This window comes from Oligoflexus sp. (genome assembly GCF_035638955.1).
Taxonomy (GTDB): Bacteria; Bdellovibrionota_B; Oligoflexia; order Oligoflexales; family Oligoflexaceae; genus Oligoflexus.
Window position 1 is genome coordinate 1 of sequence record NZ_DASQYZ010000132.1, and the last position, 26793, is coordinate 26793.

Annotated in this window: 20 protein-coding genes and 3 rRNA genes; 7 read left to right on the forward strand and 16 right to left on the reverse strand. The window is 52.1% G+C overall.

Going from position 1 to position 26793, the window contains the following annotated elements; all coding sequences use genetic code 11:
* On the forward strand, positions 1 to 484 hold a 484-nt coding region (locus VE954_RS13000), incomplete at its 5' end, for a hypothetical protein (protein WP_324953373.1).
* Positions 485 to 519: 35 nt separating this feature from the next.
* On the opposite strand, the gene VE954_RS13005 is transcribed toward VE954_RS13000, so the two are convergent.
* The 7 genes from VE954_RS13005 to VE954_RS13035 form a co-directional block, all read right to left on the reverse strand.
* Complete coding sequence (locus VE954_RS13005) at positions 520 to 1365, reverse strand: TIGR02147 family protein (RefSeq protein WP_324953375.1); 846 nt, start codon at positions 1363 to 1365, stop codon at positions 520 to 522.
* A gap of 310 nt (positions 1366 to 1675) precedes the next feature.
* Positions 1676 to 1790: ribosomal RNA gene (gene rrf / locus VE954_RS13010) — 5S ribosomal RNA — on the reverse strand.
* Between the two features lie 130 nt (positions 1791 to 1920).
* A 23S ribosomal RNA gene (locus tag VE954_RS13015) occupies positions 1921 to 4838 on the reverse strand.
* A 324-nt stretch (positions 4839 to 5162) separates the two neighbouring features.
* Positions 5163 to 6695: ribosomal RNA gene (locus VE954_RS13020) — 16S ribosomal RNA — on the reverse strand.
* The 16S, 23S and 5S rRNA genes sit together here, the layout of an rRNA operon.
* A 372-nt stretch (positions 6696 to 7067) precedes the next feature.
* A complete protein-coding gene (locus VE954_RS13025; RefSeq protein ID WP_324953377.1) occupies positions 7068 to 7745 on the reverse strand; it encodes a hypothetical protein in 678 nt (225 codons plus the stop codon).
* A gap of 16 nt (positions 7746 to 7761) precedes the next feature.
* Positions 7762 to 8124: a response regulator gene (locus VE954_RS13030; RefSeq protein ID WP_324953379.1), complete on the reverse strand. Its 363-nt coding sequence runs from the start codon at positions 8122 to 8124 to the stop codon at positions 7762 to 7764.
* 24 nt (positions 8125 to 8148) lie between these two features.
* Positions 8149 to 8802, reverse strand: coding sequence for a hypothetical protein (locus tag VE954_RS13035; RefSeq protein WP_324953380.1), 654 nt, complete (start codon positions 8800 to 8802; stop codon positions 8149 to 8151).
* Positions 8803 to 9028: 226 nt separating this feature from the next.
* Between VE954_RS13035 and VE954_RS13040 the strand changes: the two genes are divergently transcribed.
* Positions 9029 to 11836 (forward strand): DEAD/DEAH box helicase, encoded by a 2808-nt coding sequence (locus tag VE954_RS13040; protein ID WP_324953381.1) that lies wholly within the window; start codon positions 9029 to 9031, stop codon positions 11834 to 11836.
* 166 nt (positions 11837 to 12002) lie between these two features.
* Here the strand turns inward: VE954_RS13040 and gltX are convergent, their stop codons facing one another.
* Positions 12003 to 13436 (reverse strand): glutamate--tRNA ligase, encoded by a 1434-nt coding sequence (gene gltX, locus VE954_RS13045; RefSeq protein WP_324953382.1) that lies wholly within the window; start codon positions 13434 to 13436, stop codon positions 12003 to 12005.
* 169 nt (positions 13437 to 13605) lie between these two features.
* Between gltX and VE954_RS13050 the strand changes: the two genes are divergently transcribed.
* The gene (locus VE954_RS13050) at positions 13606 to 14550 is read left to right on the forward strand and encodes a 6-pyruvoyl trahydropterin synthase family protein (RefSeq protein ID WP_324953383.1); all 945 of its coding nucleotides are present in this window, start codon (positions 13606 to 13608) and stop codon (positions 14548 to 14550) included.
* 5 nt (positions 14551 to 14555) lie between these two features.
* Here the strand turns inward: VE954_RS13050 and VE954_RS13055 are convergent, their stop codons facing one another.
* Positions 14556 to 15152 carry an aminodeoxychorismate/anthranilate synthase component II gene (locus VE954_RS13055; protein ID WP_324953384.1) on the reverse strand — a complete coding sequence of 199 codons (597 nt, stop codon included), beginning with the start codon at positions 15150 to 15152 and terminating at the stop codon, positions 14556 to 14558.
* A 12-nt stretch (positions 15153 to 15164) separates the two neighbouring features.
* On the opposite strand from VE954_RS13055, the gene VE954_RS13060 reads away from it, so the two are divergent.
* On the forward strand, positions 15165 to 15887 hold the full coding sequence (locus VE954_RS13060) for a hypothetical protein (protein WP_324953385.1): 723 nt from the start codon (positions 15165 to 15167) through the stop codon (positions 15885 to 15887).
* 3 nt (positions 15888 to 15890) lie between these two features.
* Here VE954_RS13060 and cphA read toward each other — a convergent pair whose 3' ends face one another.
* Both cphA and VE954_RS13070 read right to left on the reverse strand, forming a co-directional pair.
* Positions 15891 to 18584: a cyanophycin synthetase gene (cphA, locus tag VE954_RS13065; protein ID WP_324953386.1), complete on the reverse strand. Its 2694-nt coding sequence runs from the start codon at positions 18582 to 18584 to the stop codon at positions 15891 to 15893.
* A gap of 33 nt (positions 18585 to 18617) precedes the next feature.
* Positions 18618 to 19436, reverse strand: a complete 819-nt coding sequence (locus tag VE954_RS13070; protein ID WP_324953387.1) for a cyanophycinase — start codon at positions 19434 to 19436, stop codon at positions 18618 to 18620.
* A gap of 279 nt (positions 19437 to 19715) precedes the next feature.
* Here VE954_RS13070 and VE954_RS13075 point away from each other — a divergent pair, with 279 nt between their 5' ends.
* Positions 19716 to 20072, forward strand: a complete 357-nt coding sequence (locus VE954_RS13075) for a hypothetical protein (RefSeq protein ID WP_324953388.1) — start codon at positions 19716 to 19718, stop codon at positions 20070 to 20072.
* Between the two features lie 43 nt (positions 20073 to 20115).
* On the opposite strand, the gene VE954_RS13080 is transcribed toward VE954_RS13075, so the two are convergent.
* Entirely contained in the window at positions 20116 to 21204 is a 1089-nt protein-coding gene (locus VE954_RS13080; RefSeq protein ID WP_324953389.1) for a hemerythrin domain-containing protein, read from the reverse strand.
* A 222-nt stretch (positions 21205 to 21426) separates the two neighbouring features.
* Here VE954_RS13080 and VE954_RS13085 point away from each other — a divergent pair, with 222 nt between their 5' ends.
* A complete protein-coding gene (locus VE954_RS13085) occupies positions 21427 to 21801 on the forward strand; it encodes a hypothetical protein (RefSeq protein WP_324953390.1) in 375 nt (124 codons plus the stop codon).
* Between the two features lie 114 nt (positions 21802 to 21915).
* Positions 21916 to 22719, forward strand: a complete 804-nt coding sequence (locus tag VE954_RS13090; RefSeq protein WP_324953392.1) for an N-acetylmuramoyl-L-alanine amidase-like domain-containing protein — start codon at positions 21916 to 21918, stop codon at positions 22717 to 22719.
* Here the strand turns inward: VE954_RS13090 and VE954_RS13095 are convergent.
* From VE954_RS13095 to VE954_RS13110, 4 genes are read right to left on the reverse strand one after another with little or no spacing between them, the layout of a single operon-like run.
* The gene (locus VE954_RS13095) at positions 22711 to 23772 is read right to left on the reverse strand and encodes an undecaprenyldiphospho-muramoylpentapeptide beta-N-acetylglucosaminyltransferase (protein WP_324953394.1); all 1062 of its coding nucleotides are present in this window, start codon (positions 23770 to 23772) and stop codon (positions 22711 to 22713) included. The genes VE954_RS13090 and VE954_RS13095 overlap by 9 nt on opposite strands.
* Before the next feature lie 11 nt (positions 23773 to 23783).
* Positions 23784 to 24242, reverse strand: a complete 459-nt coding sequence (locus tag VE954_RS13100) for a hypothetical protein (protein WP_324953396.1) — start codon at positions 24240 to 24242, stop codon at positions 23784 to 23786.
* A gap of 2 nt (positions 24243 to 24244) precedes the next feature.
* Positions 24245 to 24955, reverse strand: a complete 711-nt coding sequence (locus tag VE954_RS13105; RefSeq protein WP_324953398.1) for a hypothetical protein — start codon at positions 24953 to 24955, stop codon at positions 24245 to 24247.
* Complete coding sequence (locus tag VE954_RS13110) at positions 24933 to 26708, reverse strand: tetratricopeptide repeat protein (protein WP_324953400.1); 1776 nt, start codon at positions 26706 to 26708, stop codon at positions 24933 to 24935. Before VE954_RS13110 ends, VE954_RS13105 begins: the two co-directional genes overlap by 23 nt.
* Positions 26709 to 26793: the final 85 nt, after the last annotated feature.

Genomic DNA, 26793 nt, shown 5'->3' on the forward strand with positions numbered 1-26793 from the left:
CGGAAATCCAGGTTCCCATCTCGAGCGTCTCAATGTTCTTTCAAAAAATGTCAGCGATGCGATCAACGAGATTTTCTCGATGGCGTATGCTCAAACCCAGGAATTATCCTGGACTCCACCATCCGGATCAGACCCGGACATCAGGCTTGTTGAAAAAAGTCTCTGGATTAATCGCATCATGATTCCTCTGGCTTCACGTCAGAAGACTTTGCATCTGATTCAGGCTTTTTTTCAGAAGGAAACGATGGTTCTTTCCAAATTCGAGATTGTGGAGGCTGTCTACGGTCCGCAAAGTCATCACAGTCAGCGGTTTATCGACGCTCAGGACGGCAATCTCACCAAGTTACTGAGTCGAACCCGCACATTTTTGGAGAAGTCCCTGGCGCACACCTATCCGCAGCGTCCCTTGGATTGGCTGGTCTTTGACATCAAAGCGCGGAAGTACCTTCTCTATAAAGTCAGGACCGACTTTATCAAGCTCTAATGGTTCGTCACGGGAATAGCAAACAGGAGGGAAACCTAAACATGCAGATCAGTTGATTGGGTCAACGGTACAATAAACGTGCCCATGGCGTAAACTTCGTGACCAGGGGTTGGAGATCCCTGGTCTTCAGCCAGGGTCAAGGCTTGTTTGCGAAGCTGGTGAGAGACCTTCTGCGCATTTTCAGGGTGCATGGTAAAAAACGCGGTGTAAAAGAACCTTTGTTCCAAGGGCATATTTTCCAGGCACCATTGTGCGCGGTCCAGGGTCTTGCGATGAAGAGATCGTATCTCGTAGGCATTGCCTCGGTTGCCCAGTTCCATAAAACGAATTTTGGTCCCAGGCCCATCTGGTGTCTTCTGAATCCAGCCGATACTTTCCAACTCATCAATCATCTGCTTCAAGGCCTCCGAGCTCACACCAAGACGCTTTTGCAGGGCTTCGTCGGTTCGAATCTCGCTTTCAATTTCAAGCAGGAGCGTTAAAGCCAGGGGAGCGAGGGACCACGCATGCACCATGCGATGAGGAACTTCTGCCTGCAGATAGAGGTGCTGCAGCCGAATCTCTTTGGCCATCATGTAATTGAGGTTATTCACATCACCCGGTGCTTCCAATTCCGCGAGCGCCAGGTGAAGGAAATAATTTTTAACAGGTTCTGACTTTTGCAGGCGCCCTGCGACTTTATGAACAGTGGGTCTGGAAAAGTGCGACTTGCCTGACAGCACCGTACACAGGCCAGAAACAGCAATCCCAAGATCACGAGCAAATGCACGCATGGAATAAAGCTCTTTACGCGCACAACGATCGGCAAGTTCCGTCTTGAGGAAATCACGATAAGTCCGAGCGGCCAACAGTTCCCTGTCTCTTTGTGTAATGGCTGTCATAGGTCGATTCTCTGGATAAGAAGTATTGAAGTGAGAGCAACACCGACTTGATAACATCTGCTGCTTAAATTTATTGCAGTGTTCACTTCCAAACCCAGTCCAGGACGTGAATTGTGATCTTTTCGGCCCTATAGGCACCCCTTGATGCGCCACCTGCTGTCACCACGCGGTGCCGGGGCTGGAGGAGGTGCCGGCCCCGGACGTACCGGGCGCCGCCACGGTCACCCCGCGGTGCGGGGCCGGCCGGGGGTTTTGGCCCCGGACGCACAAAACCCCTGAAAGTTTCCTTCCAGGGGTTTTGCTATTTTTAAGGCTGCACCGAGCTACTCTCCCACAGTTTAAACTGCAGTACCATCGCCGCTGAAGAGCTTGACTTCCGTGTTCGGGATGGGAACGGGTATTTCCTCTTCGCCATGAGCACAGCCAAATCATGTATCACTCGGATGAACTGAATAGCGTGAATGTCTCGAGAAATCAAGGTCTGTTCGTAGCAGAGACTTATTCTCCGACTCTTGGTCCTCGCTTGAGCTTGTCAAGTAAGGGGAAAGGCGGGTTAAAATTAAGCCTCACGATCTATTAGTACTGATCAGCTCCACACCTTGCGGCGCTTCCACCTCCAGCCTATCAACGTCATGGTCTATAACGGATCTTCAGGGCCTTGCGGCCAGGGAAATCTCATCTTGGGGTGGGCTTCCTACTTAGATGCTTTCAGCAGTTATCCCGACCACACTTAGCTACCCTGCTATGCCGCTGGCGCGACAACAGGTACACCATAGGTGTGTCCATCCCGGTCCTCTCGTACTAAGGACAGACCCCCTCAAATTTCCTGCGCCCACAGTAGATAGGGACCGAACTGTCTCACGACGTTCTGAACCCAGCTCGCGTACCACTTTAATTGGCGAACAGCCAAACCCTTGGGACCTGCTTCAGCCCCAGGATGTGATGAGCCGACATCGAGGTGCCAAACCTCCCCGTCGATGTGAACTCTTGGGGGAGATCAGCCTGTTATCCCCGGAGTACCTTTTATCCGTTGAGCGATGGCCCTTCCATGCGGAACCACCGGATCACTAAGACCCACTTTCGTGCCTGCTTGAGGTGTCCCTCTCGCAGTCAAGCCACCTTATGCCTTTGCACTCTACGACCGGTTTCCATTCGGTCTGAGGTGACCTTTGTACGCCTCCGTTACTTTTTTGGAGGCGACCGCCCCAGTCAAACTACCCACCAGGCATTGTCCCTGTCCCGGCTTACGGGACGAGGTTAGATATTCAGAATTGTCAGGGTGGTATTTCAACGATGGCTCCCCAACGACTGGCGCCGCTGGATCAAAGCCTCCCACCTATGCTACACAGACAAACCCAAATACCAATGCCAAGTTATAGTAAAGGTTCACGGGGTCTTTCCGTCTTACTGCGGGTAACGGGCATCTGCACCCGTTTTTCAAATTCGCTGAGCACTGGGCCGAGACAGCGGAGAAGTCGTTACGCCATTCGTGCAGGTCGGAACTTACCCGACAAGGAATTTCGCTACCTTAGGACCGTTATAGTTACGGCCGCCGTTTACTGGGGCTTCAATTCGGAGCTTTGCTTGCGCTAACCCCTCCTTTTAACCTTCCAGCACCGGGCAGGCGTCACACCCTATACGTCATCTTACGATTTTGCAGAGTGCTGTGTTTTTGTTAAACAGTCGCTTCTCCCTCTTCTCTGCGACCAGCGTTGGCTTCGAGGGCGAACCTCTACACCTAGCTGGCATACCTTATCCCGAAGTTACGGTATCAATTTGCCGAGTTCCTTGGCCCAGCTTCACTCAATCGCCTTAGGATTCTCTCCCTGTCCACCTGAGTTGGTTTGGGGTACGAGCGATGTACTTCAACGTTTAGCGGCTTTTCTTGTGAGCATGGGATCATCAACTTCAGGACCGAAGTCCACCGCGTCACTTCTCGACATTAACCGTCCGGATTTGCCAAAACGATCTGCCTACGAGCTTGCACCGGGATATCCAACACCCGGCCTGACTACCCTTCTCCACCCCCGCATCACTCCATACAAACGGTACGGGAATATTAACCCGTTTCCCATCGACTACGCCTTTCGGCCTCGCCTTAGGGTTCGACTAACCCTGGGAGGATTACCCTGGCCCAGGAAACCTTGGACTTTCGGCGGTACGGTTTTTCACCGTACTTTTACGCTACTTATGCTAGCATGAGCTCTTGAAGTTCCTCCAGCATCCCTCACGGAACACCTTCGCAGGTTGCTTCAATACTCGCCTACCGCCCTTGCGGGCCCATAGCTTCGGTGCCACACTTGAGCCCCGTTACATCTTCCGCGCAGGAGCACTTGACCAGTGAGCTGTTACGCTTTCTTTAAATGATGGCTGCTTCTAAGCCAACATCCTGGCTGTCTGTGCACTCCCACAACGTTTTCCACTTAGTGTGATCTTTGGGACCTTAGCTGATGGTCTGGGCTCTTTCCCTCTCGACTACGAATCTTCTCACTCGCAGTCTGTCTCCCGGACTTTTGGCCGTACGGGTATTCGGAGTTTGACAGGGTTTGGTAATCTGGTGAGACCCCTAGCCCAATCAGTGCTCTACCCCCCGTAGGGAACGTCCGAGGCCATACCTAAATATGTTTCGGCGAGAACCAGCTATCACTGAGTTTGATTAGCCTTTCACCCCTACTCACAGGTCATCACAGAATTTTTCAACATTCACGTGTTCGGTCCTCCACTAGGAATTACCCCAGCTTCAACCTGCCCATAAGTAGATCACCCAGTTTCGGGTCTAATGCCACGGACTAAACGCCGCTTCGGACTCGCTTTCGCTACGGCTCGGGTCCTTGAGACCTTAACCTTGCCTGTGACATTAACTCGCTAGCTCATTATGCAAAAGGCACGCCGTCACTTTCGCTCCGACTGCTTGTAAGCGCTCGGTTTCAGGATCTATTTCACTCCCCTCAACGGGGTTCTTTTCACCTTTCCCTCACGGTACTGATTCACTATCGGTCACCAGGTAGTATTTAGCCTTGGGAGATGGTCCTCCCGGATTCAGACAGGGTTTCACGTGCCCCGCCTTACTCAGGAACGGATCGAAGACTTCAGGATTTCGCCTACGGGACTATCACCCTCTATGGCCGGACTTTCCAGACCGTTTAGCTATCCTTTCATCCCCTTGTGATCCGCCCTACAACCCCGATGGGTAAACCCATCGGTTTGGGCTCTTCCGTGTTCGCTCGCCGCTACTGACGGAATCTCTATTTGATTTCTTTTCCTCCGGGTACTGAGATGTTTCAGTTCCCCGGGTTAACTCCTTCGGCCCTATGTATTCAGGCCGAGGTCATGCCGAAGCATGGGGTTTCCCCATTCGGACATCTCCGGATCAAAGCTTGCTAAGCAGCTCCCCGAAGCATTTCGCAGCTTGCCACGTCCTTCATCGTCTCCTGGTGCCAAGGCATCCACCGAACGCCCTTAGTAGCTTATTTTTAACGCCTTCCCCTTACTTGATAAGATCAAGTACGAGTTCGATTCCCGGTTTAAAGGAATCTATGGAGAGAATCTCTGCTACATTGAGTGTGCTGGCATTTTTACCCTTCTTTCGAAGCGTAAAAAGGCTCAGATATACTTTCAATTGCCTTAATTTCTTTTGAGGATTATTCACGATATTCAGTTGTCAAAGAGCTTGAAAAAAAATGCCCCTTATTCAAGGGCAGGTTCCTTCAAAGCTGAATAGAGAGACAGAGGAATTAGTGACGAACGTCATTAACCATCAGGATAGCTGTTCATTGCTGAACGAGCATAGTCCTTAGAAAGGAGGTGATCCAGCCGCAGGTTCCCCTACGGCTACCTTGTTACGACTTCACCCCAATCACGGCCTCAACCTTGGTGAGCTGCCTCCTTGCGGTTGGCTCACTCGCTTCTGGTTAAGACCACTTTCGTGGTGTGACGGGCGGTGTGTACAAGGCCCGGGAACGTATTCACCGCAGCGTGCTGATCTGCGATTACTAGCGATTCCAACTTCATGAAGTCGAGTTGCAGACTTCAATCCGGACTGAGATAGTGTTTTACGGATTAGCTCCACCTTGCGGTCTTGCAGCCGTCTGTTTCTACCATTGTAGTACGTGTGTAGCCCTGGCCGTAAGGGCCATGAGGACTTGACGTCATCCCCGCCTTCCTCCGGTTTAACACCGGCGGTCTTCCCAGAGTCCCCAACTTAATGCTGGTAACTGAGAACAGGGGTTGCGCTCGTTGCCGGACTTAACCGAACATTTCACAACACGAGCTGACGACAGCCATGCAGCACCTGTCTACGAGTCCCCGAAGGGAAGGATGCATCTCTGCACCTGTCTCGCGATGTCAAGGCCAGGTAAGGTTCTGCGCGTTGCTTCGAATTAAACCACATACTCCACCGCTTGTGCGGGCCCCCGTCAATTCCTTTGAGTTTTAGTCTTGCGACCGTACTTCCCAGGCGGGATACTTAATGTGTGAACTTTGGCACTCAGAGGGTTAACTCTCCGAACGCCTAGTATCCATCGTTTACGGTGCGGACTACCAGGGTATCTAATCCTGTTTGCTCCCCGCACTTTCGCACCTCAGCGTCAATACACTGCCAGGCAGGCGCCTTCGCCTCCGGTGTTCCACCTGATCTCTACGAATTTCACTTCTCCACCAGGTATTCCCCCACCCTCTCAGGTATTCAAGACAAGCGGTTTCAACTGCAGTTCCTGGGTTGAGCCCAGGTATTTCACAATTGACCTACGAGTCCGCCTACGTGCGCTTTACGCCCAGTGATTCCGAGTAACGCTTGCACCTTTCGTATTACCGCGGCTGCTGGCACGAAATTAGCCGGTGCTTATTCTCGAGGTACCGTCAGCAAACTGGATTGTTCACCCAATCTACCTTCTTCCCTCGCTAAAGAGCTTTACGACCCAAGGGCCTTCTTCACTCACGCGGCGTTGCTGCATCAGGGTTTCCCCCATTGTGCAATATTCCCTACTGCTGCCTCCCGTAGGAGTCTGGACCGTGTCTCAGTTCCAGTGTGTGTGATCATCCTCTCAGACCACATACCCATCGTCGCCTTGGTGGGCCATTACCCCGCCAACTAGCTAATGGGACATGGGCCAATCCTTAGACGGTAGCCCTTGCGGCGCCACCTTTACTCTTGCGAGGTTATGCGGTATTAGCGTTCGTTTCCAAACGTTATTCCCCATCTAAGGGCATGTTCCCATGTATTACTCACCCGTGCGCCACTTTACTCATCCCGAAGGACTTTCGCGTTCGACTTGCATGTATTAGGCACGCCGCCAGCGTTCACTCTGAGCCAGGATCAAACTCTAAAGTTTAAATCCAGGACGAGCCGAAGCTCGCTTTTTTTTATTTTAACCCGACATCTCATCCGAAGATGAAACATCAGAATTGACGTTCGCGCTTCTTCTTTCTGTCTTCTATTCAGTTTTCAAAGAACCGACTGCTTTGTACTCTTAGAAGCTTGGATTCGTCAAGGATTTTCTTGTCTTATCTCTTCTTCATTTGCGTCCATTGCCGCCGTGAAGAAGGGTTATACGGGATCACCTACTGCTCGTCAACACCCATTGCAGTTTTTTTTAAAGGAGTTGTAAAAAAGTGCGAGAGCCTTGCTGGGCAAGGTTTTCACGATGCCGTCAAAGTTGCGTTTGATCGGGTCGAGGTGAGAAAAGTCGTCATGACTGAGTTATTCAGGCGGTTTTCTTTCCCGAATCAGGGAAGATGGCGAGGAATCTTTTCTTTTCATCTTCGGCTGTATACTGGCGGAATGTATAGCTTTTTATGTCGGTTGTGACCTTCGCCAGCTCATCAATTGTGCAGCGTTGATCAAAATCTATAAGAACATAGTTCAATCCGGTCTGCAGAATCTTCAGCGACATCACAACGTGTTCGAGCTTCTGCGCGATCACATCTTCTGACGAAAGCGCGCCAATAATACCAAAGATGACGTTCTTCATTTCATCATCTATGGTATTGAGCGTGTTCATTTCGGTTTTGAACCGACCAGCGAAGCGAGAAATGCGATTACGGACCAGAACTTCCGGCTCCGCCGATGTCAGTTGGCTCAGATCCTGGCCTTTACTGTACCGCTCAGCCGTCTCTTCGAAAATCTCATCCACGACCTTTTGCATGTCCTGAATCAGGATTTCCGTTTCCATGTCCGGGTTCACATAAGTGGATTCCAAGACCTTTTCGGCCTGTTGACGCCTGTCCTCAGTGGTGCTGCTGATTCCAGCAACACCCTGCATAACAGTTTCAACCGTGCTGACCATCGTCTCGCGAATATTCAGCAACTGCCCTTCGAGCAGCTGTGTATACTGCGCCAGAAAGCTCACGAGGTAGGCACTAGGATCCTCTTTATCCGACATCGCTGCCCCCGAAGTCTTAGCCTGCGATCTTGGTCACAGCGGCGACCAATTGATCAGGTTGGAAAGGCTTCACGAGCCAGCCTTTGGCACCAGCTGCCTTGGCTCTTTGAATCAGATCAGAAGCCCCTTCAGTGGTCAGCATAATCACGGGAACCGTGTTGCCTTCCGCTTTCAGTTTTTCGACCATTTCCAAGCCATTCATGTTGGGCATGTTCACGTCGCTGATGACCATAGCCACGTCTTTATTGGCCTTGAGCTTCTCGATGCCGTCGGCGCCGTCTTCGGCTTCGATGACTTCGTAGCCGCCTTTGGTGAGCGTGAAACTCACTTGCTGGCGAATGGTTTTCGAGTCGTCCACGATCATGATCTTCTTTCCCATGAAATCCTCCTTTGGGGGCAGACCTTAACTGACACGCTTTATTTGTTGTGGATGGCCGAAGATCTTGTGAAAGATCAATCGTTCATCTTCACTCGTATAGCTGAGATAAACCTGGGTCAGGACCCGATTGCGAAAGAGCTTGATGGATTCGACTCTGGCATTCAGCTTGAAGTTCGCAAGCAATGTTGCCAATTCCACCTGCAGCTGGTTCATGCCGGCAATGATATGACTCAGCCGTTGCGCGATCACGTCATCCACGGACACCGCACCGATGATTTTCGCGAGCATATTTTGCAGGTCACGGTCCAACCCGCTGATCGCTTCCATATGCTTCGAAAACAAACCGCCGGTCCGCATCAGCTTGTTTTCCAGATAATCCTTACGCAGCGAATCATTTGACGTCGGCGCGAGGATCGCGATTTCGTCTTTTTCCAATTCCTTGCTGGACGAGCTGACAAAATCCTGTGATTTCTTATCTTTGATAAGAACTTCATTGGCTTTTATCTTCTTTTCGTCGGCTACCTGGCTCATCGAGGTCACCGAATCCATGACGTCGGCTACGGTTTTCTCCATCAGCATACGAATGGACACCAGCTGCTGTTCAGTCAGCAGGGTGAAATCCCGCAGGAAATCCACGAGAAGTTTGGAAGCGACGAAACTGTCCTTGCTTTCGACCACGTTGAGTCTCCATCTAACCCAGGACGTATCGGTCAGGGGCAGGAGGGCTTGAATAAAACATCCCGGAAATTATGTTAAAAAGATGATAAGATGGTAAGTTTTAACCGGTTAGGGCCGTTGTAAAACCGCTGGCGTCAGGTTTTTGACAAGGCCGCGCCCCGAAAATCTTCGTGCTATACTCAGGTTTGATGCTTGTACATTCCCCTACTGCTGCGAGTTCTCTAGAGTGAAGACCAATATTCTTGAATTCTTTTACGAACATGTGGATGAAGACGACTGGCTCACAGGCCTCGACCTCTATACCTCGGGAAAGGTGGAAGAAATCAAGTCCATGCATGGCTTGATTACCGCGCGTATCAGCTCAAACGGCGGGCGCGGTGAAGAAACACGGCTTAAAATTCACCCCAACGGTCACTGTATTCAGTGGATCGAATGCACGTGTAAAAAAAATCGAAGCGGCGGCCAATACTGTGAACATCTGGCCTCCTTCATGATTTCCATTGATCGGGAGAAGCCGGAACTGCTGGCCTCGCTCGATGCCCGTATGCCGCTCAAACACCCCGTCGCCGTCCGCCGGAAGAATATCAAGGCCCAGATCGAAGGCGAAAAGCGCGACCGCGGTGAGGGTGCCGCCCAGACCATCCTCAGTCATTTAAAAGGTAATATTCAAAGCGTCCGTCTCCTGGCGAACGGACCTTCGATGAAAGTGCGCCTGGAAATCAAACCGGGCGAGTATACCAATTACCACCTCGAATTGGATGACGCAGCGAAGTTTTTGCAGAGTCATCCGAAGCTGACCACGGCCAGCGACGAGATCAAGTTGCTCAAAGTCTTCAATGTCACAGCCATTCGTGGCACACGAATCTATCAGGAAGATGATGAGAAGGTGGTCGCCGAACGCGTGGTGGTGATTCCGCATCCGCCCGCTGCCTTCCAGCGCCTGGCCGAAAAAGAACACCAGCATTCGCTATTCCCCGAAGCTCACAAGATGCTCACCCGGCTGGAACCCAAAGGCAAGGATGGGCATTTCGAATTTGTCTCGCTGAAGGCGGGGAATAAATTTCTGGGCAAGGAATATTTCTTTCTGCCCGAACGCGGATTCTGGAAATTGACAGAAGGCGACGTCAGTTCGGTTTGGAATGATCTGCCGATTCGCAAAGTTTTCAAGGACGATGCATCGGCTAATTTCATCCAGGATAATTTTTTCGAATACATCAATGAAGGCCCGATCTGGCTGGATGCGAATCTGAAAGGGGCGGCGATCGAGAGCGCGCCTCATCTGAAAGAGATCCGGATCCATAAAGCTGCGGATGGCTGGTTCTTCCTTGATCCTCGATATCAAAGTGGCCAGGAATCGATTTCCATGCTGGATCTGGTGACGCAATTTCGCAAGAAAAAGCGGAACTACATTCGACAGGGTGAAAAGTGGATCAAGATTCCAGACTTTGTGAAGGATCACAACTGGGAGACGGATGAGACAGGCAAGTTCATCAAGGTGAGCGCGCTGGGGCTGATGCGCCTCAAGGCGGCCGTCGGTGATTTCGATCAATTCGTCGGCTCGAAGAAGGTTTTGAATCAGATTCGTAACCAGCTCGAGTTCAAAAATAATATCAAGGTTCCGAGCCTGTCCCACACCAAACTGAAGCTGCGGGAATATCAGTTCACCGGCGTGCAGTGGATGTGGTGGCTCTATGAAAACAAGCTCCACGGGCTGCTGGCGGATGAAATGGGTCTTGGTAAAACACATCAGGCCATGGGTTTGATGTCGGCCATCCAATCCCGCAAGGAAAAGTCCTATTTTATCGTGATCGCGCCCACGACGGTTCTTGATCACTGGGAAGATAAGGTTTTGGCGTTTTGTCCTAACCTTAAAGTCTTCAAGCACCATGGCCCCAAGCGCAGCCAGAACATCAAGAAGATGATGGAAACCCACGATCTGATGATCACCAGCTATGGAGTCCTTCTGCGCGACGCCAAGCAGCTGCAGGCGATCCACTGGGATTCCATTATTCTGGATGAAGCCCATTTCGTGAAAAATCACGATACGGCCACTTATCAATCGGTCTGTACGTTGAGCGGGGATATCCGTATTTGTTTGACCGGTACGCCGATTGAAAATCATCTGGGCGAGATGAAGAACCTGTTTGATTTCCTGGTGCCAGGTTACCTGGGATCGGATGAATATTTCCGCCGCAATTTCATGCAGCCCATTGAAAAGAGCGGTGAGCCCGAGACCGAGCTGGCACTGCAGAAACTGATTCATCCCTTTAAGATGCGGCGGAATAAGGCCAACGTTCTGCACGATCTGCCGGAAAAGGTCGAGGACATCAGGCACTGCACGCTGTCGAATGATCAGATCAAGATTTATCGTGAAGTTCTGGAACTGAAGGCACGACCCATTCTGGAAACTTTGAAGGATGAGAATGCATCCGTGCCTTATCTGCACGTGTTTGCGGTTTTGACTCTGCTGAAGCAGGTTTGCAATCATCCCCTGCTCGTGCATCCTGGAAAATTAGATCAGTATGAGAGCGGCAAGTTTGAAGCGTTGAAGGAGATCCTGGCGGAAGCTCTGGATAGCGGCCATAAGGTTGTGATCTATAGCCAGTACGTAGAGATGATTCGTTTGATCAGCATGTATTTAAATGAAAAAGCCATAGGTCATGCGATCCTGACGGGACAGACCAAGAATCGTGGCAAGGTGATTGACACCTTCCAGACCGATCCGAACTGTAAGATCTTTGTCGGCTCCCTGCTCGCTGGTGGTATCGGTATCGACCTGACTGCGGCTTCAGTGGTCGTGCACTACGATCGCTGGTGGAACGCCAGTAAGGAAAATCAGGCAACGGACCGGGTTTATCGGATTGGGCAGAATAAGAACGTTCAGGTGCTCAAGCTGGTGACACGTGGGACTCTGGAAGAGAAGATCGATGCTCTGATCAATACCAAGAAAGAGCTGTTTGAGAAGTTCATGGATCGGGATGAGGAGATCTTTAAGACGTTGACGCGGAGTCAGTTGATAGATTTGCTCCAGTAGCTGATAGACCCCGCATGGCGGGGTAACGAAGGGGCGCCGCTGCCCCCGAGTGAACCGGTAACGAAGGGGCGCCGCTGCCCCCGAGTGAACCGGTAACAAAGGGGCGCCGCTGCCCCCGAGTGAACCGGGTAACGAAGGGGCCGTTGGTCCACCAAGCCCCCTGCTTTTAGCTCAGCACCGTATCGATAAAATTCCGAATCCGGAACCGCACGATTTCCCGGCCAATCAGTTCCATACTTTCCGTCAGAGGTGGCGAGTCTTTGCGGCCTGTCACGATCAGACGAATCGTCATGAAGTAATCCTTGGGTTTCCAGCCTATCTTTTCCCGATGAGCATTTAATAGATCATGCAAGGGCTTGTTCTGCCACTCATAGAGGTCATCGAGATGTTCAAGAAGCTGCTGCAGCATCTCGCGGACAGCATCCTTGTCCTTGCTCGCCGGCAGGACCTCGACATGCTTATAGTCGAGTGCGCCATTGAAGAAGAAGGCATTGTTATCAACGAACTGTTCAAAACGTGACATGCGCTCCAGGGCCAGAGGCTTCAGGCGACGCAGGAAGTCCTTGTTGAAGATCTCTTCCCGAATGTAATCGATAAAAGAGTCTTCATCCATTTTATGCATGTAATGCTGGTTCAACCACGTGAGTTTAACCAGGTCAAAGACCGGCCCGCCGATCGAAATCTTCTCGAGGTCAAAGACCTGGATCATGTCGTCGAGTGAGAAAATCTCCCGATCTTCCCCATAACTCCAGCCCATCAGAGCCAGGAAATTAACGATTGCCTCGGGCAGCATCCCGGCGCGGCGGTAATAGGTCAGCGACACCGGATTTTTCCGCTTGGAAATCTTCGAGCGATCCGAGTTGCGGAGGAGCGGCAGATGGCTGAAAACAGGCTCTTCCCAGCCAAAAGCCCGATAAAGCAACGCATGCTTGGGCGTGGAGGAAATCCATTCCTCGGCCCGAATTACATGCGTGATCTTCATGAGATGATCATCGACCACATTCGCGAGGTGATAGGTAGGAAAACCATCCGTCTTCATCAGCACCTGATCATCAATACGCTCATTGTCGAACTGCAGCTCGCCACGCAAAAGATCGACAAATCGTGTGACGCCGTCCGTTGGCACCCGCAGACGAATTACATGGGATGTGCCCGCGGCCTTCTGTTTCCCGACCTCGGCGGCGCTCAGATTGCGGCAATGACCATCGTAGCGGGTGGTGAGATTCGCTGCCTTTTGCTCCGCCCGCACCTTATCCAGCCGCTCGGCTGTACAGAAGCAGGCGTAGGCATGACCCGAGTCCACCAGCTTTTGGGTGTATTCCCTATAAATATCGAGCCGTTCAGACTGCCTATAAGGACCATATGGACCACCGCAGTCAGGCCCCTCATCCCAGTTCAGCCCAAGCCACTTCAGTGATGAAAAAATCTGCTGCTCGCTCGACGCCCGCGCACGGCTCTGATCCGTGTCCTCAATGCGCAAAATAAATTTTCCACCGTGTTTTTTGGCGAAAACATAGTTAAATAGGGCCGTGTAGGCTGTTCCTACATGCGGATCACCGGTGGGGGATGGAGCGATGCGAACGCGAATCTCACGACTCATGATGAATTTCCTTCATACAACTTGAAACTGGAGAGGAGATTCTTTATACAGGACTCTCCCCCGTCAAGGGTGCTGGAGACAGCAAAAGTTATAGTGGGCCAGACGCTTGTCCGCAACCTTTGTTTGGTCTCTATCGTCGTGAATACCTTTTAAAATTTGGCGGTACTCGATGGAAGAAAAAACTGCCCCCCAGAGTGGCAAAGAACGATTTGGTCGGCTCTTCATTAACGACGTCGACAAAATCGACTGTGCGATCTTTGACCCTTCGGTTGGTGTGGTCGGTCAATCCTGGTACGTGGACATTACCGTCTCCGGGCAGCTTGACTCCAATGGCTTTGTGTATGATTTCAGCCATTTGAAGAAATTGGTGAAGCAGGTTTTGAAGTCCTCGCTCGACCATACGCTTATTATTCCGGTGCAGTCCAAGCTGGTGCATTACCAGGAAACGGACCGGGGTGAGCTTTGGCGTCTTCAGGCCAAGAGTCGTCTGACAGGTGTCAACTCGGAGTGGAGCTACCTCTGTCCGAAAGGGGCGGTCTATCCCATTCGGTCGGTGCAGGTCACCCGCGAAATCGTCGAGCAGGAATGCTCACGTCTCGTACGCCATCGTCTGCCCGAGGAAATCCATTCCGTGGAAATCCACCTGCGCAAAGAGGAAGAGCGAGCCGGTTACTCCTTCTTCCGCTATAGCCACGGCATCACCGGTCATGAAGGTCTTTGCCAAAGACTCTTTCATGGTCACCGCAGTGTCGTCGAAGTTTATGTGGCCGATGAACGCCGTCATGATCTGGAGCAGTGGCTGGCTCACGAAGTTCTGGGATCGATCGTCCATATTGCTTCGATGTCCCAGCTGGTGAATCCGGCTGCCGATCTGCGCCCCGGTGTGCGTTCTGAACATCAAACGCCATTAACCATCGCTTATGAAGCGTCCAAGGGCCACTATGAAGCCACAGTTCCTGCCAATCGGGTGTTCCTGGTTGAAGGGGAAACCAGCATCGAATCCATAGCCCAGGAATTGGCCCGATTGATCGGCAATGAAGGTGTGGATTTGGGTGTCCCCATCAAAGTGAAATGCTTTGAAGGCATCGGCAAAGGCGCCATCGCTGAATTGTAAAACTCTCAGGCTGGTGGATGATAGAACTCATGCACCAGCCTGGTCCACTTCGACTTCAAATCATCCACGCCCACGCTTAAAAAAGATTCCGGATGAAACTGCACGCCGAGGCTCGGTTGTGGCTGTGTGTAATCCTCAAGCGCCTCCACTTCATCATCCGTATTCCAGGCCGTCACCATCCAATCTGGAAGATCCTGGACCACCAGGGAATTATAGCGAGCGACCCGAACATCAGCCGGCAGATCAGACAGAAACCGCGAATGAGCGGCAATTTTCAGAGTTTGAGCCGACCCATGAAAGGGATGCCGCGCGCGGGCCATAGCCCCACCCAGAGTCACGCCTAAACACTGATGGCCAAGACAAATACCAAAAATCGGCACTTTACCCAAATGTTCCCGCAAAATGCCCATGGTGGATGGCAGCACAGACGGATCTTTCGGACCTGGTGACACAACCAGGGGCATGGGTCGAGCACGCAGGAATTCCGCCAGACCCGTTGTGTCGTAAGGCTTGTAGACCAGCTCCAGATCAGTGTCAGAAAACAGCCAGTCTATAAGGTTGAAGCTAAAGCTGTCATAATGATCGAGGAAACACACCTGCATGGCGAGGTCCTTGTGATTCGCAAAATTTTGAGCGGCGCGCTGGCCCTGGTTGGCTTTCCCTTTACGGCGGCGGCCCTCGACCGTCCCGCGTATTATGACGAAGGCTGGCTGAAAATCAACCAATACAGCCCGGTGGAAGGCTTTGAATCCCATGGTTCCTATGGCTGGCATTTGGGAATCGGCGTGATTCAAACTTCAGAGTCCCACGATAATTCCAGAGAACTGCCAAGCCGGTTGGCACCAACCCAGGTCCCTCGATTGTTTCTGACCCACGGCACGAGCTGGCCTGTGGATCTTGGATTCAGTTTTGCGCGTTTGGATGACAATAAAGGACGGCAGTTCGGTGCCCACGTGCAATGGACCCTTTATGAAGGCTTTCAACAACCAGCCGTGGCCATCCGGGTGGCGCGGATGCAGGCGGATGGATTAAGCGGCCTCGAGCTTCTGCAAACAGATAGTGCCGTCCTGGGTCTGAGCTATGGCTTCCTTCGCTATTTTAACTTCGCGTTGGGCGTCGGCCAGCAGCGTCATCGGCTGGATATAAGGCCTGTTGATGAAGACAATGCCTTTGGTCTGAGCGCCGGTTGGCGTGAACAGATCGAGAAAACCGAAAGCATCTGGACCCTGTGTTTCAAGGCACATCTTTTTTCGCCCTTCGCGACCTTCGGTATCGAACGTGTTTACACCCATCCCCGACAGGCTCTGACCATCGCTAAACTTTCCTATATGCTCTAGCTTTCAAGCGTTCACAGCCACTCGATGGGGCGCTGCTGGTTCACGACGGACGTTGGCCTCGGGCTGGGACTGGAGCGTCGCCAGCGGTGTGGCGCCCAATTCCAACAGTCGATTCGAAACCACCTCCACGCTATCAAAGAAGACCACAATGGTTTCACCGGGAATCGTATCCTGCAGAGCCTCATCGAGGGCCTGAAGTTCATCACAGATGATACGGCAGTCTTTCTGAGGCTCGAGCCTTCTGACAGCTTTCTGCATTATTCCCGCCGTTTGACCGGGCTCCCTGCCGCGCTGATCCGCATCCTCGCGCAGGATAAGGCGATCAAAACCGCGAGCCGCTGCCTCACCCGATTGCTCAATCAAGGAATCAATCCGGTCACCAGGGACACCGACTATGCCTGTCAGGCGACTGGCCCCGGGACGCACGGCCTTGCTGATGGCTGCAATCGCTGCGGGATTGTGCCCAAAATCAAGCAGAATATTGACGTCACCCAGGCGATAGCAGTTGGCTCGACCTGGATTGTCGCGATCGCTGCGGAATTCGCGCAGAGCCTGGTCGATCGTCTCCCGACTCACACCCAAACTGCGGGCTGCAGCCACGGCCGCCATCACATTTTCCACCTGGAATTCAGCCTGCCCACCCCATGTGCAGGGAAGATCGGCAAGGTTCACCATGCGAGCCTCATCCACTCCAGGACCCCGAGCCTCTATCACCCAGTTGCGCTTCACATAATAGGCCGTTCCTCCCCGGCGCAAATGCTGGCGGATCACTGGATTGTCGGCGTCCAAAGCAAAATAAGCGATGTGGCGTGACAATTTTTGGAAGCGTGGATGATCCTGAATTTTAATCAAATAAGGATCCGCTGCATTCAACACCACGGTTCCACCCGCTTTCACGCGATCGGCGATCAGAGATTTGACGTGCAGGATATCATCGTCATCCTCGATTCCATCCTGACCAAAGTGATCGCGTTGAATATTGGTGATGACACCAACATCCGACCAGTCATAACCCAATCCTTCGCGCATCAGACCACCACGGGCGCATTCCAAAACGGCAATGTCGACGCTGGGGTTGGAAAGCACAGAGCGCGCCGAACGAGGACCTGTCGTGTCGCCCTTCGTGATCATCTCGTGGCCAACCCAAATGCCCCCGGTATGGGTACGCCCCACGGTTTTCCCTTGGGTCGTAAAGATCTGGCCAATCATACGGCTGGTCGTGGTTTTGCCATTGGTCCCGGTGACTGCAACGATGGGAATGCGACCCTGATGATCATCCGGGAAGAGCATATCCACAATAGCCTTGCCCACGTCACGCGGCTGACCTTCGCTTGGATAAAGGTGCATGCGAATGCCGGGCGCTGCATTCAGTTCAATAATTCCATTCTGTCTTGTCAGAGGTAAAGCAATATCCCTTGCAATTAAATCAATGCCACAGATGTCGAGGCCGATAGCTTCCGCAGCACGTTCGCAGACGCGCTTCGTTTGGGGATGCACAAGGTCCGTGACATCGCGCGCGGTACCGCCGGTGGAAAGGTTATGGCTTTCACGCATCCAGACGACTGTTCCCTCAGCAGGTACGGAATACAGGTCATAGCCTTGGCGTTTCAAACAATCCAGCGCAATCCCGTCACAGATGATTTGCGTCAATGGTTTTTCATGACCTTCGCCACGCAGCGGATTTTGATTTTCGATGGCCACCAATTCCGAGATCGTATGCAAGCCATCCCCCATAGCCCTTGGTGGAACTCGCTGGCTGGCCGCTACCATTTTTCCATTGACCACCAGCACCCGATAATCGTGGCCCTGGAGCATTTCCTCGATCACAATGGAAGACGATCCATATTCGCTGGCGTGAGCAAAGCCCTTAACCATATCTTCCGGCGTCATGACGTTCAAAGAAACGCCTTTGCCCTGCCGACCATCCAAAGGCTTCACAACCAATGGGGGTGAGAAGTCGCGAAGCGTTTGCAGGGCTTCATGAAGGGAACGCACCACGACACCTGCTGGCACAGGAATATGCGCGTCGCGCAGAAACTGTTTGGTGAGATCCTTGTCACAGGCAATGTCGACAGCGATGGCTCGGGTGGTCCAACCCTCGGTTGCCTGTACGTATTTGCGATATTTGCCGTAACCCAGTTGCAGAAGGTTGCCATCGTTCAGGCGCTGAACGGGGATGCCGCGACGTTTGGCAGCATCGGCAATCGATTGGGTGCTGGGTCCCAGAGCATAATCACGAACAATAGCCTGACCTTCCTCGAGTTTTTCCGCGAGTGGGTAGGAATCACCGCGCAGCAAAGCCTTGACAAGGTCGACCGCTGTACGCAGCAGGAATTCGGAGAATTGTTCGATTTCACATTCGATCACAACCCGGTATATGCCGGGAGAACCGGCGTAGACAGTTTTTCCATAGGATGCATTCCGACCTGCGGGCTCGGAAAGCTCAAGGGCCACGTGCTCGATAATATGACCGAAGTAGGTGCCTTCATACAGGCGTTCCACAAAACCTCCGGCGTGCCCGCGTGAACAGCGATGAGTATGCAGACCAGGCAGGAGCGCCAGGAGGCGTTCGATAAACTCCGGGCAGTCCTTGCTCTCAACGTCGGCGTAAGCGCCCAGGTCCAGCTTCATGCTCATAATGGGACGATTGGTAAAAACGTTCGGACCCCGGACGGGGAGAACATGCACAATATTCATACCCTTGTTCCTCTGTATTGATATCACAAGATTTCAAACTGTTTTGCGGGGGATGCGATCCCTTAGATTAAAGCCGTAACCTGGAGTCAGAATGTGAAGCTTCACATTACAGATGGCTAGGTGTTCGTGGCGATCCAACAGATGCACATTGGTATCTGTGACATCAGCTGCATCAATGACGGTAACTGACCCTGTTCCGATCACTTCAAATTCGTGGCCATGAACGACCATTGCTGTATCTTCATCGATACCAACACCAAGATGGTGAGGGTATTCAGCGATCGCTGAGAGCAGCCGATTGATGCGGCCTCTCTGAGCAAAATGCTGATCGATCAAAACACCGGGCAGAAATTCCAAGCCGGCACCCAGACGAACCATACCGACTCGTGCTGTATCGTGGGCGGAACCTTCGATTATCATCGTGGTCGACATCATGGAGGCACCTGCACTGGTTCCCGCGAGAACCAGACCGAGTTCATGTCGAGCATGCAGAAGGGTATCGACTTTCGTACCCCCCAGAAGAGACGTGATGCGGAACTGATCACCGCCTGTAAAGAAAACACCCGTGGCTGCTTCGATAGCCGCCAGAGCCCTTTCATTCTGGGCCTCTTCGCGCGATTCAATATGCACGCACTGAATCTGTTCCGGGCCAACGTCCTGCATCAAGGCGCGAAAGATTCGCGTATAATCCTCGCCAACTTCGTGGGGATGTTCCGTGGCCACGGTCATAATAACAAGCCTTGCGGCGTCACCACCTGCCAGGCGCACAAATTCTCTTAGGATGACCTGCTCATCCTTCTTATCTTCCGCACCGCCAATAACCAGCAAGGGTCCCAAACTTTGCGTCACCATATTCCCCCTCCAGACCCTCACAATGGGGTGCAAGGCTTGCCGGAATGCAATGACTTTGCCAAGGCCATACAAATTCTTTTGCGAGAAATCTGCGAAAAATCTGCGCAGAACTGGGAATTTTATGGAGGAAAAGGCGACGCCAGTGAAGGATTGGTATGTCTATCAAAACTAACATGAAGGGAAATTCCTCTACATATTTTATAATGAGGCGCTACATTTTGGACTGCATTTTGAATGCGGTTTCGGAATCTGACCCCTATTAATTGTGGAGGGATAATTATGACCGACTTGAACCCGCAGCTGAATTCACAAGGAATTCTTGCCGCTCAACCTCAAACAGGGATTGAGCCTGAGTCAGAAAATTTTGACGCATCGACTTCATTGGGTGCTTCAATCAATGAAAGCCTGATGATGCCCACGGAGAGTTTGGCAGCGGGTCTGCCCGATTTAGAGCAACCCCTTGGCCTCAGGGCTGATGATGACAGTGCGTCTGAAGAGGCTGTGTGGCAAAAACAGATCAAGGCCATGGATCAAAAAATTCGCCAAAATCCCTACCCCTATATTGCAGGAGCATTGGGACTGGGACTTATATTAGCCAAGAGCATGAGCTTTGGTCGGAACCATTCCATTTCCTAACGGATCCAAGCAGGACCGCGGTCAACCGCGGTCCCTTGGGCCTTCAGGCACCGCCTTGCGATGCCGCAATTTCTGAAGAATCTTCATTGGCAGCTGATGCAATGATTTCATCCACCCCAACGTTTTCCTGGATTCGTTTTTTCGCTTCCATGAATTCCTGGGACATCTGCATCAGAACTTCTTCGCTGCTGTTTTTCTTAATCAATGGGAACGCTTGATTTTCTTCCTCATCAACGTGATGTTTGACCAGCTGCTGCAGGTCGTCAATCTTATCCAAAAAAGATTCCCGATCATCCATCACGTCTGTGATTTCATCCAGCAACGTGCGTATATCCTCGTGCTCCTGCCGGGCATCGATCATCAGCTGTTTCATATCGGGGAGGTTTTGGAAACGGCTGTAGACAGTTTCTTCTTCGGCAATCGAATGCGAAGTAAGATCGGCTTTGAGCTGATGGAAAAGTCCCGCGTCCTTCTGAGGATCGTTGTTTTCGGTAATCTCTTTGAAAAGCACATCCACCTTCCGGTGGTCCATTGTCAGTATCGGCAGGACGCTCATTTCATCAGCAGGTTTAGCGACTTTGCTCATGACCATGCCGGCAAGGGTGGATACGGCGTCTCTGGCGCGTCCGAAAATACCAGTTACAGGTTCCTTGCCCGTGATCCATTCCACGCCAGCTGTTTCCATGAGCTTGGTCAGTTCTGTCACATGTCGGGTAAAGGTTGCATAGACGCCATCAAAGGCAATCAGCGCGACCTTGATATCAGGATCAGTGGCCTGTACCGATTTGTGCACGAGATGACTGCACATCATTTGGTTCTGCTTAAGGAGGATATAGGCACCGAGCTTTTCGATAGGGATCGATGCTTCATTTGTGACGATGTCGTTCACAACATCGGCAATCTGAACGGCAGCATAACGCGGTTCCACGCGGATCCCATAGCTTCCAATAACGGTCTCGAGCATGCGAAGGTTCTTATCATCCTCCTCGGCCATGGTGCGAAGCTCCGTATGCGCACCATCATCCATAAGATTCAGGGCTTCATTACAGGCCAGTATCGTTTTTTGCCGATGCAGAATGTCAGCTAACTCGAAGCCTATGGCTTCCCGCATATCCTGTTCTGAGATTTGCATATTCGATTCCTCGCGTATGATTGTGAAAAGTCGATTCCAGTCCTCATCCAAAACCTAACACTGCTCTGTCGATCCTCAAACAGGAATACATGAATTTTGACCACAAATCATGGATTGGGTACCGCAATGTTTTGCTTAATTTTATGGTGAAGGAAATTCGATGCATTGATTTGGAAAGCTATTTGCAAAGAACTCGAGCTACACAAATGGAAGGAGAAAGCCATGATTCGATTTCTAAAAATTCCAGCCCTGACATGTTCCTTGCTGCTCGTTGCAGCGCAGCCCTCGTTTGCTCAATCCAGCAGCACAGGCTCCGGAACGGGCAACAATTCCGGGAGTGCCCAGGGTACCGGAACGGGCAGCAATACCAACACGAATACCAATCAGGGCACCCCTCCCAGAACCAGTGTTGGCAATCACTCTGATATGAGTGGAGGAACAACCAAAACCACTGGCAAGCACGAGCACAGCAAAACTGCAAAAAGTTCCAAAGATTGTGCTGCGAATGAAGAGTTCGTAAAACAAGGTGACCGCCTGATCTGTATTCCGCGGGGCACCTCCGACACCAATCGGGCTGGATCCGGCGGAACGCCCTGACCCCAGGCTTTGATCCCTCGCCTTTGCGGGGGATCCTCTTTCCTTCCCCTGCCATCTGCTTTAAACTGAAAGCGGATCCATTCCTGCCACCGTTCTCACGCCATGGTTCAAGCAATGCCTTTGATTAAAGAAACTCTGCTGACCCTTTTGCTATCCAGCGCACCTGCTCTGCCTCTCGGTCAAAATCTGGAGACGATCAGCGCGTTTTTTCTGGATAAAAAATTCAAGACCGATGCTCTGGGAGAGGGGCCGGGCCAGCATGATAGTGATCCGCTGTACCGACTCGATGCTTTTGATTGCACCACCTTTGTGGAAACAGTCTGGGCCATGCACCGCACGACGCCCGGCCAGGATTGGACGCAGACCCTGCAGGATATCCGCTATCGGAACGGTCAGGTGCATTTTACCGAACGTTTGCATTTTATTTCGCTCGATTGGATGCCTTATCAGCAGTCCAAAGGACGTGTTCGTGATGTCACCGCAGACATGGGAGTCCCTTTACAGGAATCCAAAACGCTGATCACGCGCAAGGGTTGGTACCAGAAAAAACATCAGGCTCAGCTGACGGATTTTACCAGTCGCTATCCCAAGGATGAACCGCAGCGGGTTCAGCTTAAATACCTGAAGTTTGGGGAGCTATTGGATCACCCGGCGGGGCTTGAGAAACTAAAGGTGGAACTCAAAAAAGGGCCGCTTCTGGCAAATTTTGTGCGGCCCAACTTCGACACCGTGGCCTCGATTGGCACGCACATTGATATCTCGCATCAGGGATTTCTATTGCTCAAGGATGGCAGCATTATCCTGCGGCATGCCTCGCTGAGCCTGCTCAAGGTGGGGGACGAGGACTTCCTGGATTATATGAAGTTCTATCGTCATCATCCCACTCTAAAGGGCATGCAGCTGATCCGTTTACTTTAAGTTCAAGACCTTGTGCAGACAATCAAAGATGACTTTGGCTATGCCCTCACCGCTGCCGCCCTTGCGGAGACGCTCCTGCATGGCCGGAGCTTCCAGGCGGGTCTTTTCAATCGCTGTCAGCAGCGTGCTCGCCGTCAGGTCCGTTTCCCGCAGCACCTGAGCCCAACCCTGAGACACGAACGATTTCGCGTTATCCACCTGATCACCGCGGCTGGCTATTTCCAGTGGAATGAGCAGCATGGGTTTGGCCAAAGCTTTCAATTCAAACAGGGAATTGGCACCGGCCCTGGTCACCACAAGGTCCGCCAGGGCAAAGATATGCTCCAGACCTTCGTTGACGTATTCGAAGGCGGCATAGGAAGGATGCTTGAAATCGATGCCTTTGCCCCGGCCTGTCAGATGAATGATCTGCCAGGTGGGAACGAGTTCCGGCAGAGCGCTTCGCAGAGCCGCATTGATACGTTCTGCTCCTGAGCTTCCACCCATCACCAGAAGCGTGGGACGGGCAGGATCAAAGCCGCACATGAGCGCACCCTGTTCGCGGTTGCCGCGCAGCAGCTGCTCACGCACAGGAATACCGGCGGCAACGGCACGCACGCCGGTCAGGTGTTTTTCTGTTTCCGGAAAACAGTAGAAGATAAGACGGCAGAAGGGTTTGATCAGACGATTGGCGAGGCCAGGTGTCAGATCCGATTCATGCGACACTACAGGAATGCGCAGCACCCAGGCCGCCAGGGCCACAGGCACGCTGACAAAGCCGCCTTTGCTAAAGACGAGATCCGGTCGTTTCCGAAAGAGCAGAAAAAGAGCCTGGAAAATGCCAATCACCAGCCGAAAAATATCGACGAAATTTTCCACCGAAAAATAGCGCCGCAGTTTGCCGGTCTGGATCGTATAAAACGTCAAGCCTGCCTTGGTCGCCAGTTCTTTTTCGATGCCACGTGAACCGATGTAAAACACTTCCCAGCCCAGCTTGCGGTACTGGGGAAGCAAAGCGATATGAGGCATGACGTGACCGGCTGTGCCACCACCTGTCAGCGCAACTTTAACCATGGAATCCTTCCTTATTTAGGGAGCTGCAAGAGAGTTGGAATTTGTCTTTCCAAAGGATACGCTTCTTCAATGGATCGGTACATCATGCGCAGATCCATAATCACCGGACGAAAACGCGGGAGCCTCTGTCCTAAAAACTGCAGCACCTTGTCATCCAACGGGTCCAGCATGCAAACCTGAAAGGTGCCGTCATCATCACGATAGGGAATGAAACATTTGAACTGCTGCGCTTCCGGCCACGAGATCATGGCCACCGCTTCCGAATCCACATCGGAGGCATCGAAACTATAAAGGCGATCCAATTTAAACACTTCAGCGATGGCATCCGCCAGGCTGTGTTCGGCCATGATATGAGTTTCGAGCAAAGCCTCGTACGTGGTCACCGCCCATTTTTCAGCATAAATGCCGAGCATGCGCACGTTGGTCGAGGTGATATAGCCAGCGTCTTCCAGAGCTTCGAGTAGCTTCAATCTTACTCCTCCTCTTTCGGTGACCAGCGGCATTCGATATCCTGCAGATTTTCTGCCGTTAACACCATGCTGGCATCTTTGCGACTTTGCAGCTGGACCGATTCCCGGCGCAAGCCCCAGTACACATCCCAGGTCGAGGTTGACTGCCAGGTCCAGGGCGTCGTGCCCCCATGCTTGGCGATCCGAACGGCGGTGAGGCGTTCCTTGTCCTGAATCGCGAGATTCAGACCCTCACTATCTGTCGTATAGGATACCACCTGACGGAGCCAGTGGCGTGGCAAATGTCCGGAGAAAAAGCAGGGAAATTCGTCTGGCTTAAGACCGAGCTTCTGACCTTTGTAACGCAGAAAACCATCCTTGCCGATGGACACCTCGTCGAGCCAGTTGCCCCGGCGGCCGGTGGCCTCGAAGGTCTGACTTTGTTTGATAAACTGAATTTGAAACAGTGTTTGACCGAAGGGGGAATAACTGGCCAAGCCCCAGTTGCCATTGGGTTTGGCGGCCCATTCCAGCTCGGCCGCTTCCAGAGTCTGCCCTTGTCGATTCACCTGAAACGACAAAGCCCCATTGGTACTGGCGCATTCCACAAAAATTGCGCTGGCATAGGCGGGCAGCTGAACATCAACATAACTGGGAGTGGTCGTCGCACACGATGAAGCCAGGATCAGCCAGGGAATCGAGGCGGCGCGGCTATGAAATCTTCTTTTTGACACGTTCATACTTTTCCTGAATGCGAAGGCGATCCTTATCTTCCATTTTGGCTTTGGACGCCTTGCCATAGGTTTCCAGGGCTTTCTTGATGTCGCCGAGGACCTCATAGGTTTCACCCAGATGTTCGAGCACGACGGCCTCGTTGGGCACCACTTCATTGGCGCGCAGGAGGGTCTCCAGAGCCTTCTTATAATTCCCCTGCTGGAAATAGATCCAGCCCAGGGAGTCCAGATAATAGCCGTCATCCGGTTTGATTTCGAGAGCTTTCTTGACGTGGAATTCAGCATCCTCAAGCTTGATGCCTTTTTCTGCAAACAGGTAGCCGAGGTAATTGTGAGCCGCGGCATGCTCGGGTTCCTTGCTGATCACCTGCTTGAGCGCGGCCACGCAATCATCAAAGCGATTGGCTTTCTCCAGATTCACGGCCTTGAGAAAAAGGATATCCACGCGCTCGGGATATTTTTCATAGCCTTCATCCAGCAGTTTAAAGGCCTCATCATAAAGCTTGCGGCCACCCAGGATATTGGCGCCGAGTGAATAAAAATCGGCCGACCGATCCACCTGAGTATCAATCACCTCACGGACGACGACCATGGCCTGATCATAATTTCCAGCGCGTCGATGCAGTTCAATAATGCGATAACGGGAATGCACGTAAAATTCGGAACTGGAATCAAAACCCTGATAGGTTTTGACCGCACGATCATACTGCTGCGTGCGTTCCTGGCCCAGGCCGGACATATACACGATGCGTTCAGCCTGAGGATTGCGCTGGGCCAGCTGATCCAGGAGTTCGGACGCTTCTTTGAATTTTTGCATTTCCCAGAAAATAAACGCCATCTGCAGACGCACGCCCGGCACTTCGCGCTTGGCTTCTTTTTCCGTATTTTGCAGCATTTTAAGAGCTTCATCCAAAGTGCCGAGCTGCTTATAGAGACCGACCATGCGCGCGATCAGATCATCATTGGTAGGGTCCAAACGGAGCACGGCTTCGTAAAGTCCGACAGCTTTTTTCGAATCGCCATTGATATCGAGCACGACCGCATAAAGGTGCACGCGTTCCGGATCATTATTATCCAACTCGTAGGCGCGGCGGGCCGGCTCAAGGGCCTGCTTGTTCTGCTTCAAGGTCAGGTAAAGTCGGGTCAGTTGAATCCAGCCTTCGGAAAACTCGGGACTGACCTTCAGCATGTCCTTGGCAATCGGCACAGCTTCCTTATATTTCTGCTGGGCTTGCAGAAGCTGGAGCAGGACCACGTACGCCTCGACCTGCTGCGGGCTGTACTGGGTGGCAAGCCGGATGTGCTGTTCGGCCTTATCAAACTGTCCCGCTGCCGAGAGCAGGCGGCCATAGAGCAGCTGAATTTCGCCATTGCGTGGATAGAGCAGGATCATTTTTTTGGCAAGGAGCAGACCCCCTTCCACATCTTCATTGGCTCTGGCCTCGATCAGTTTGGAGGCCAAAAAAGGGTTCGGGTCGAGATTATAAGCATTTTCCAGGAATTTACGGGCTTTTCCCATATTGCGGTTGAGCGCTTCATACTCACCGGTGAGGTAATAGAACGAAGCATTGGCGCGACGTCGCGTGGGTGACCACAGGTCCATGGGTACCTTGTCATCATCCATGCTGTTGGTACGAATTTCAGCATTACCGCGGGGCGATGGTTTCGCCGATTGCGTCTGCTGGCAGGATGTCAGAAGCTGACTGCCAATCAAAAACGGCCAGAACACCAGCAAGCCCTTAGTCTTGGCCATAACTCTCCCTATGATCCGAATGGTCGGTATATACCATTATAAGGGCAGCCAGCCTGCTGGGGACCAGGGAAAAAAAAGAAAGCGC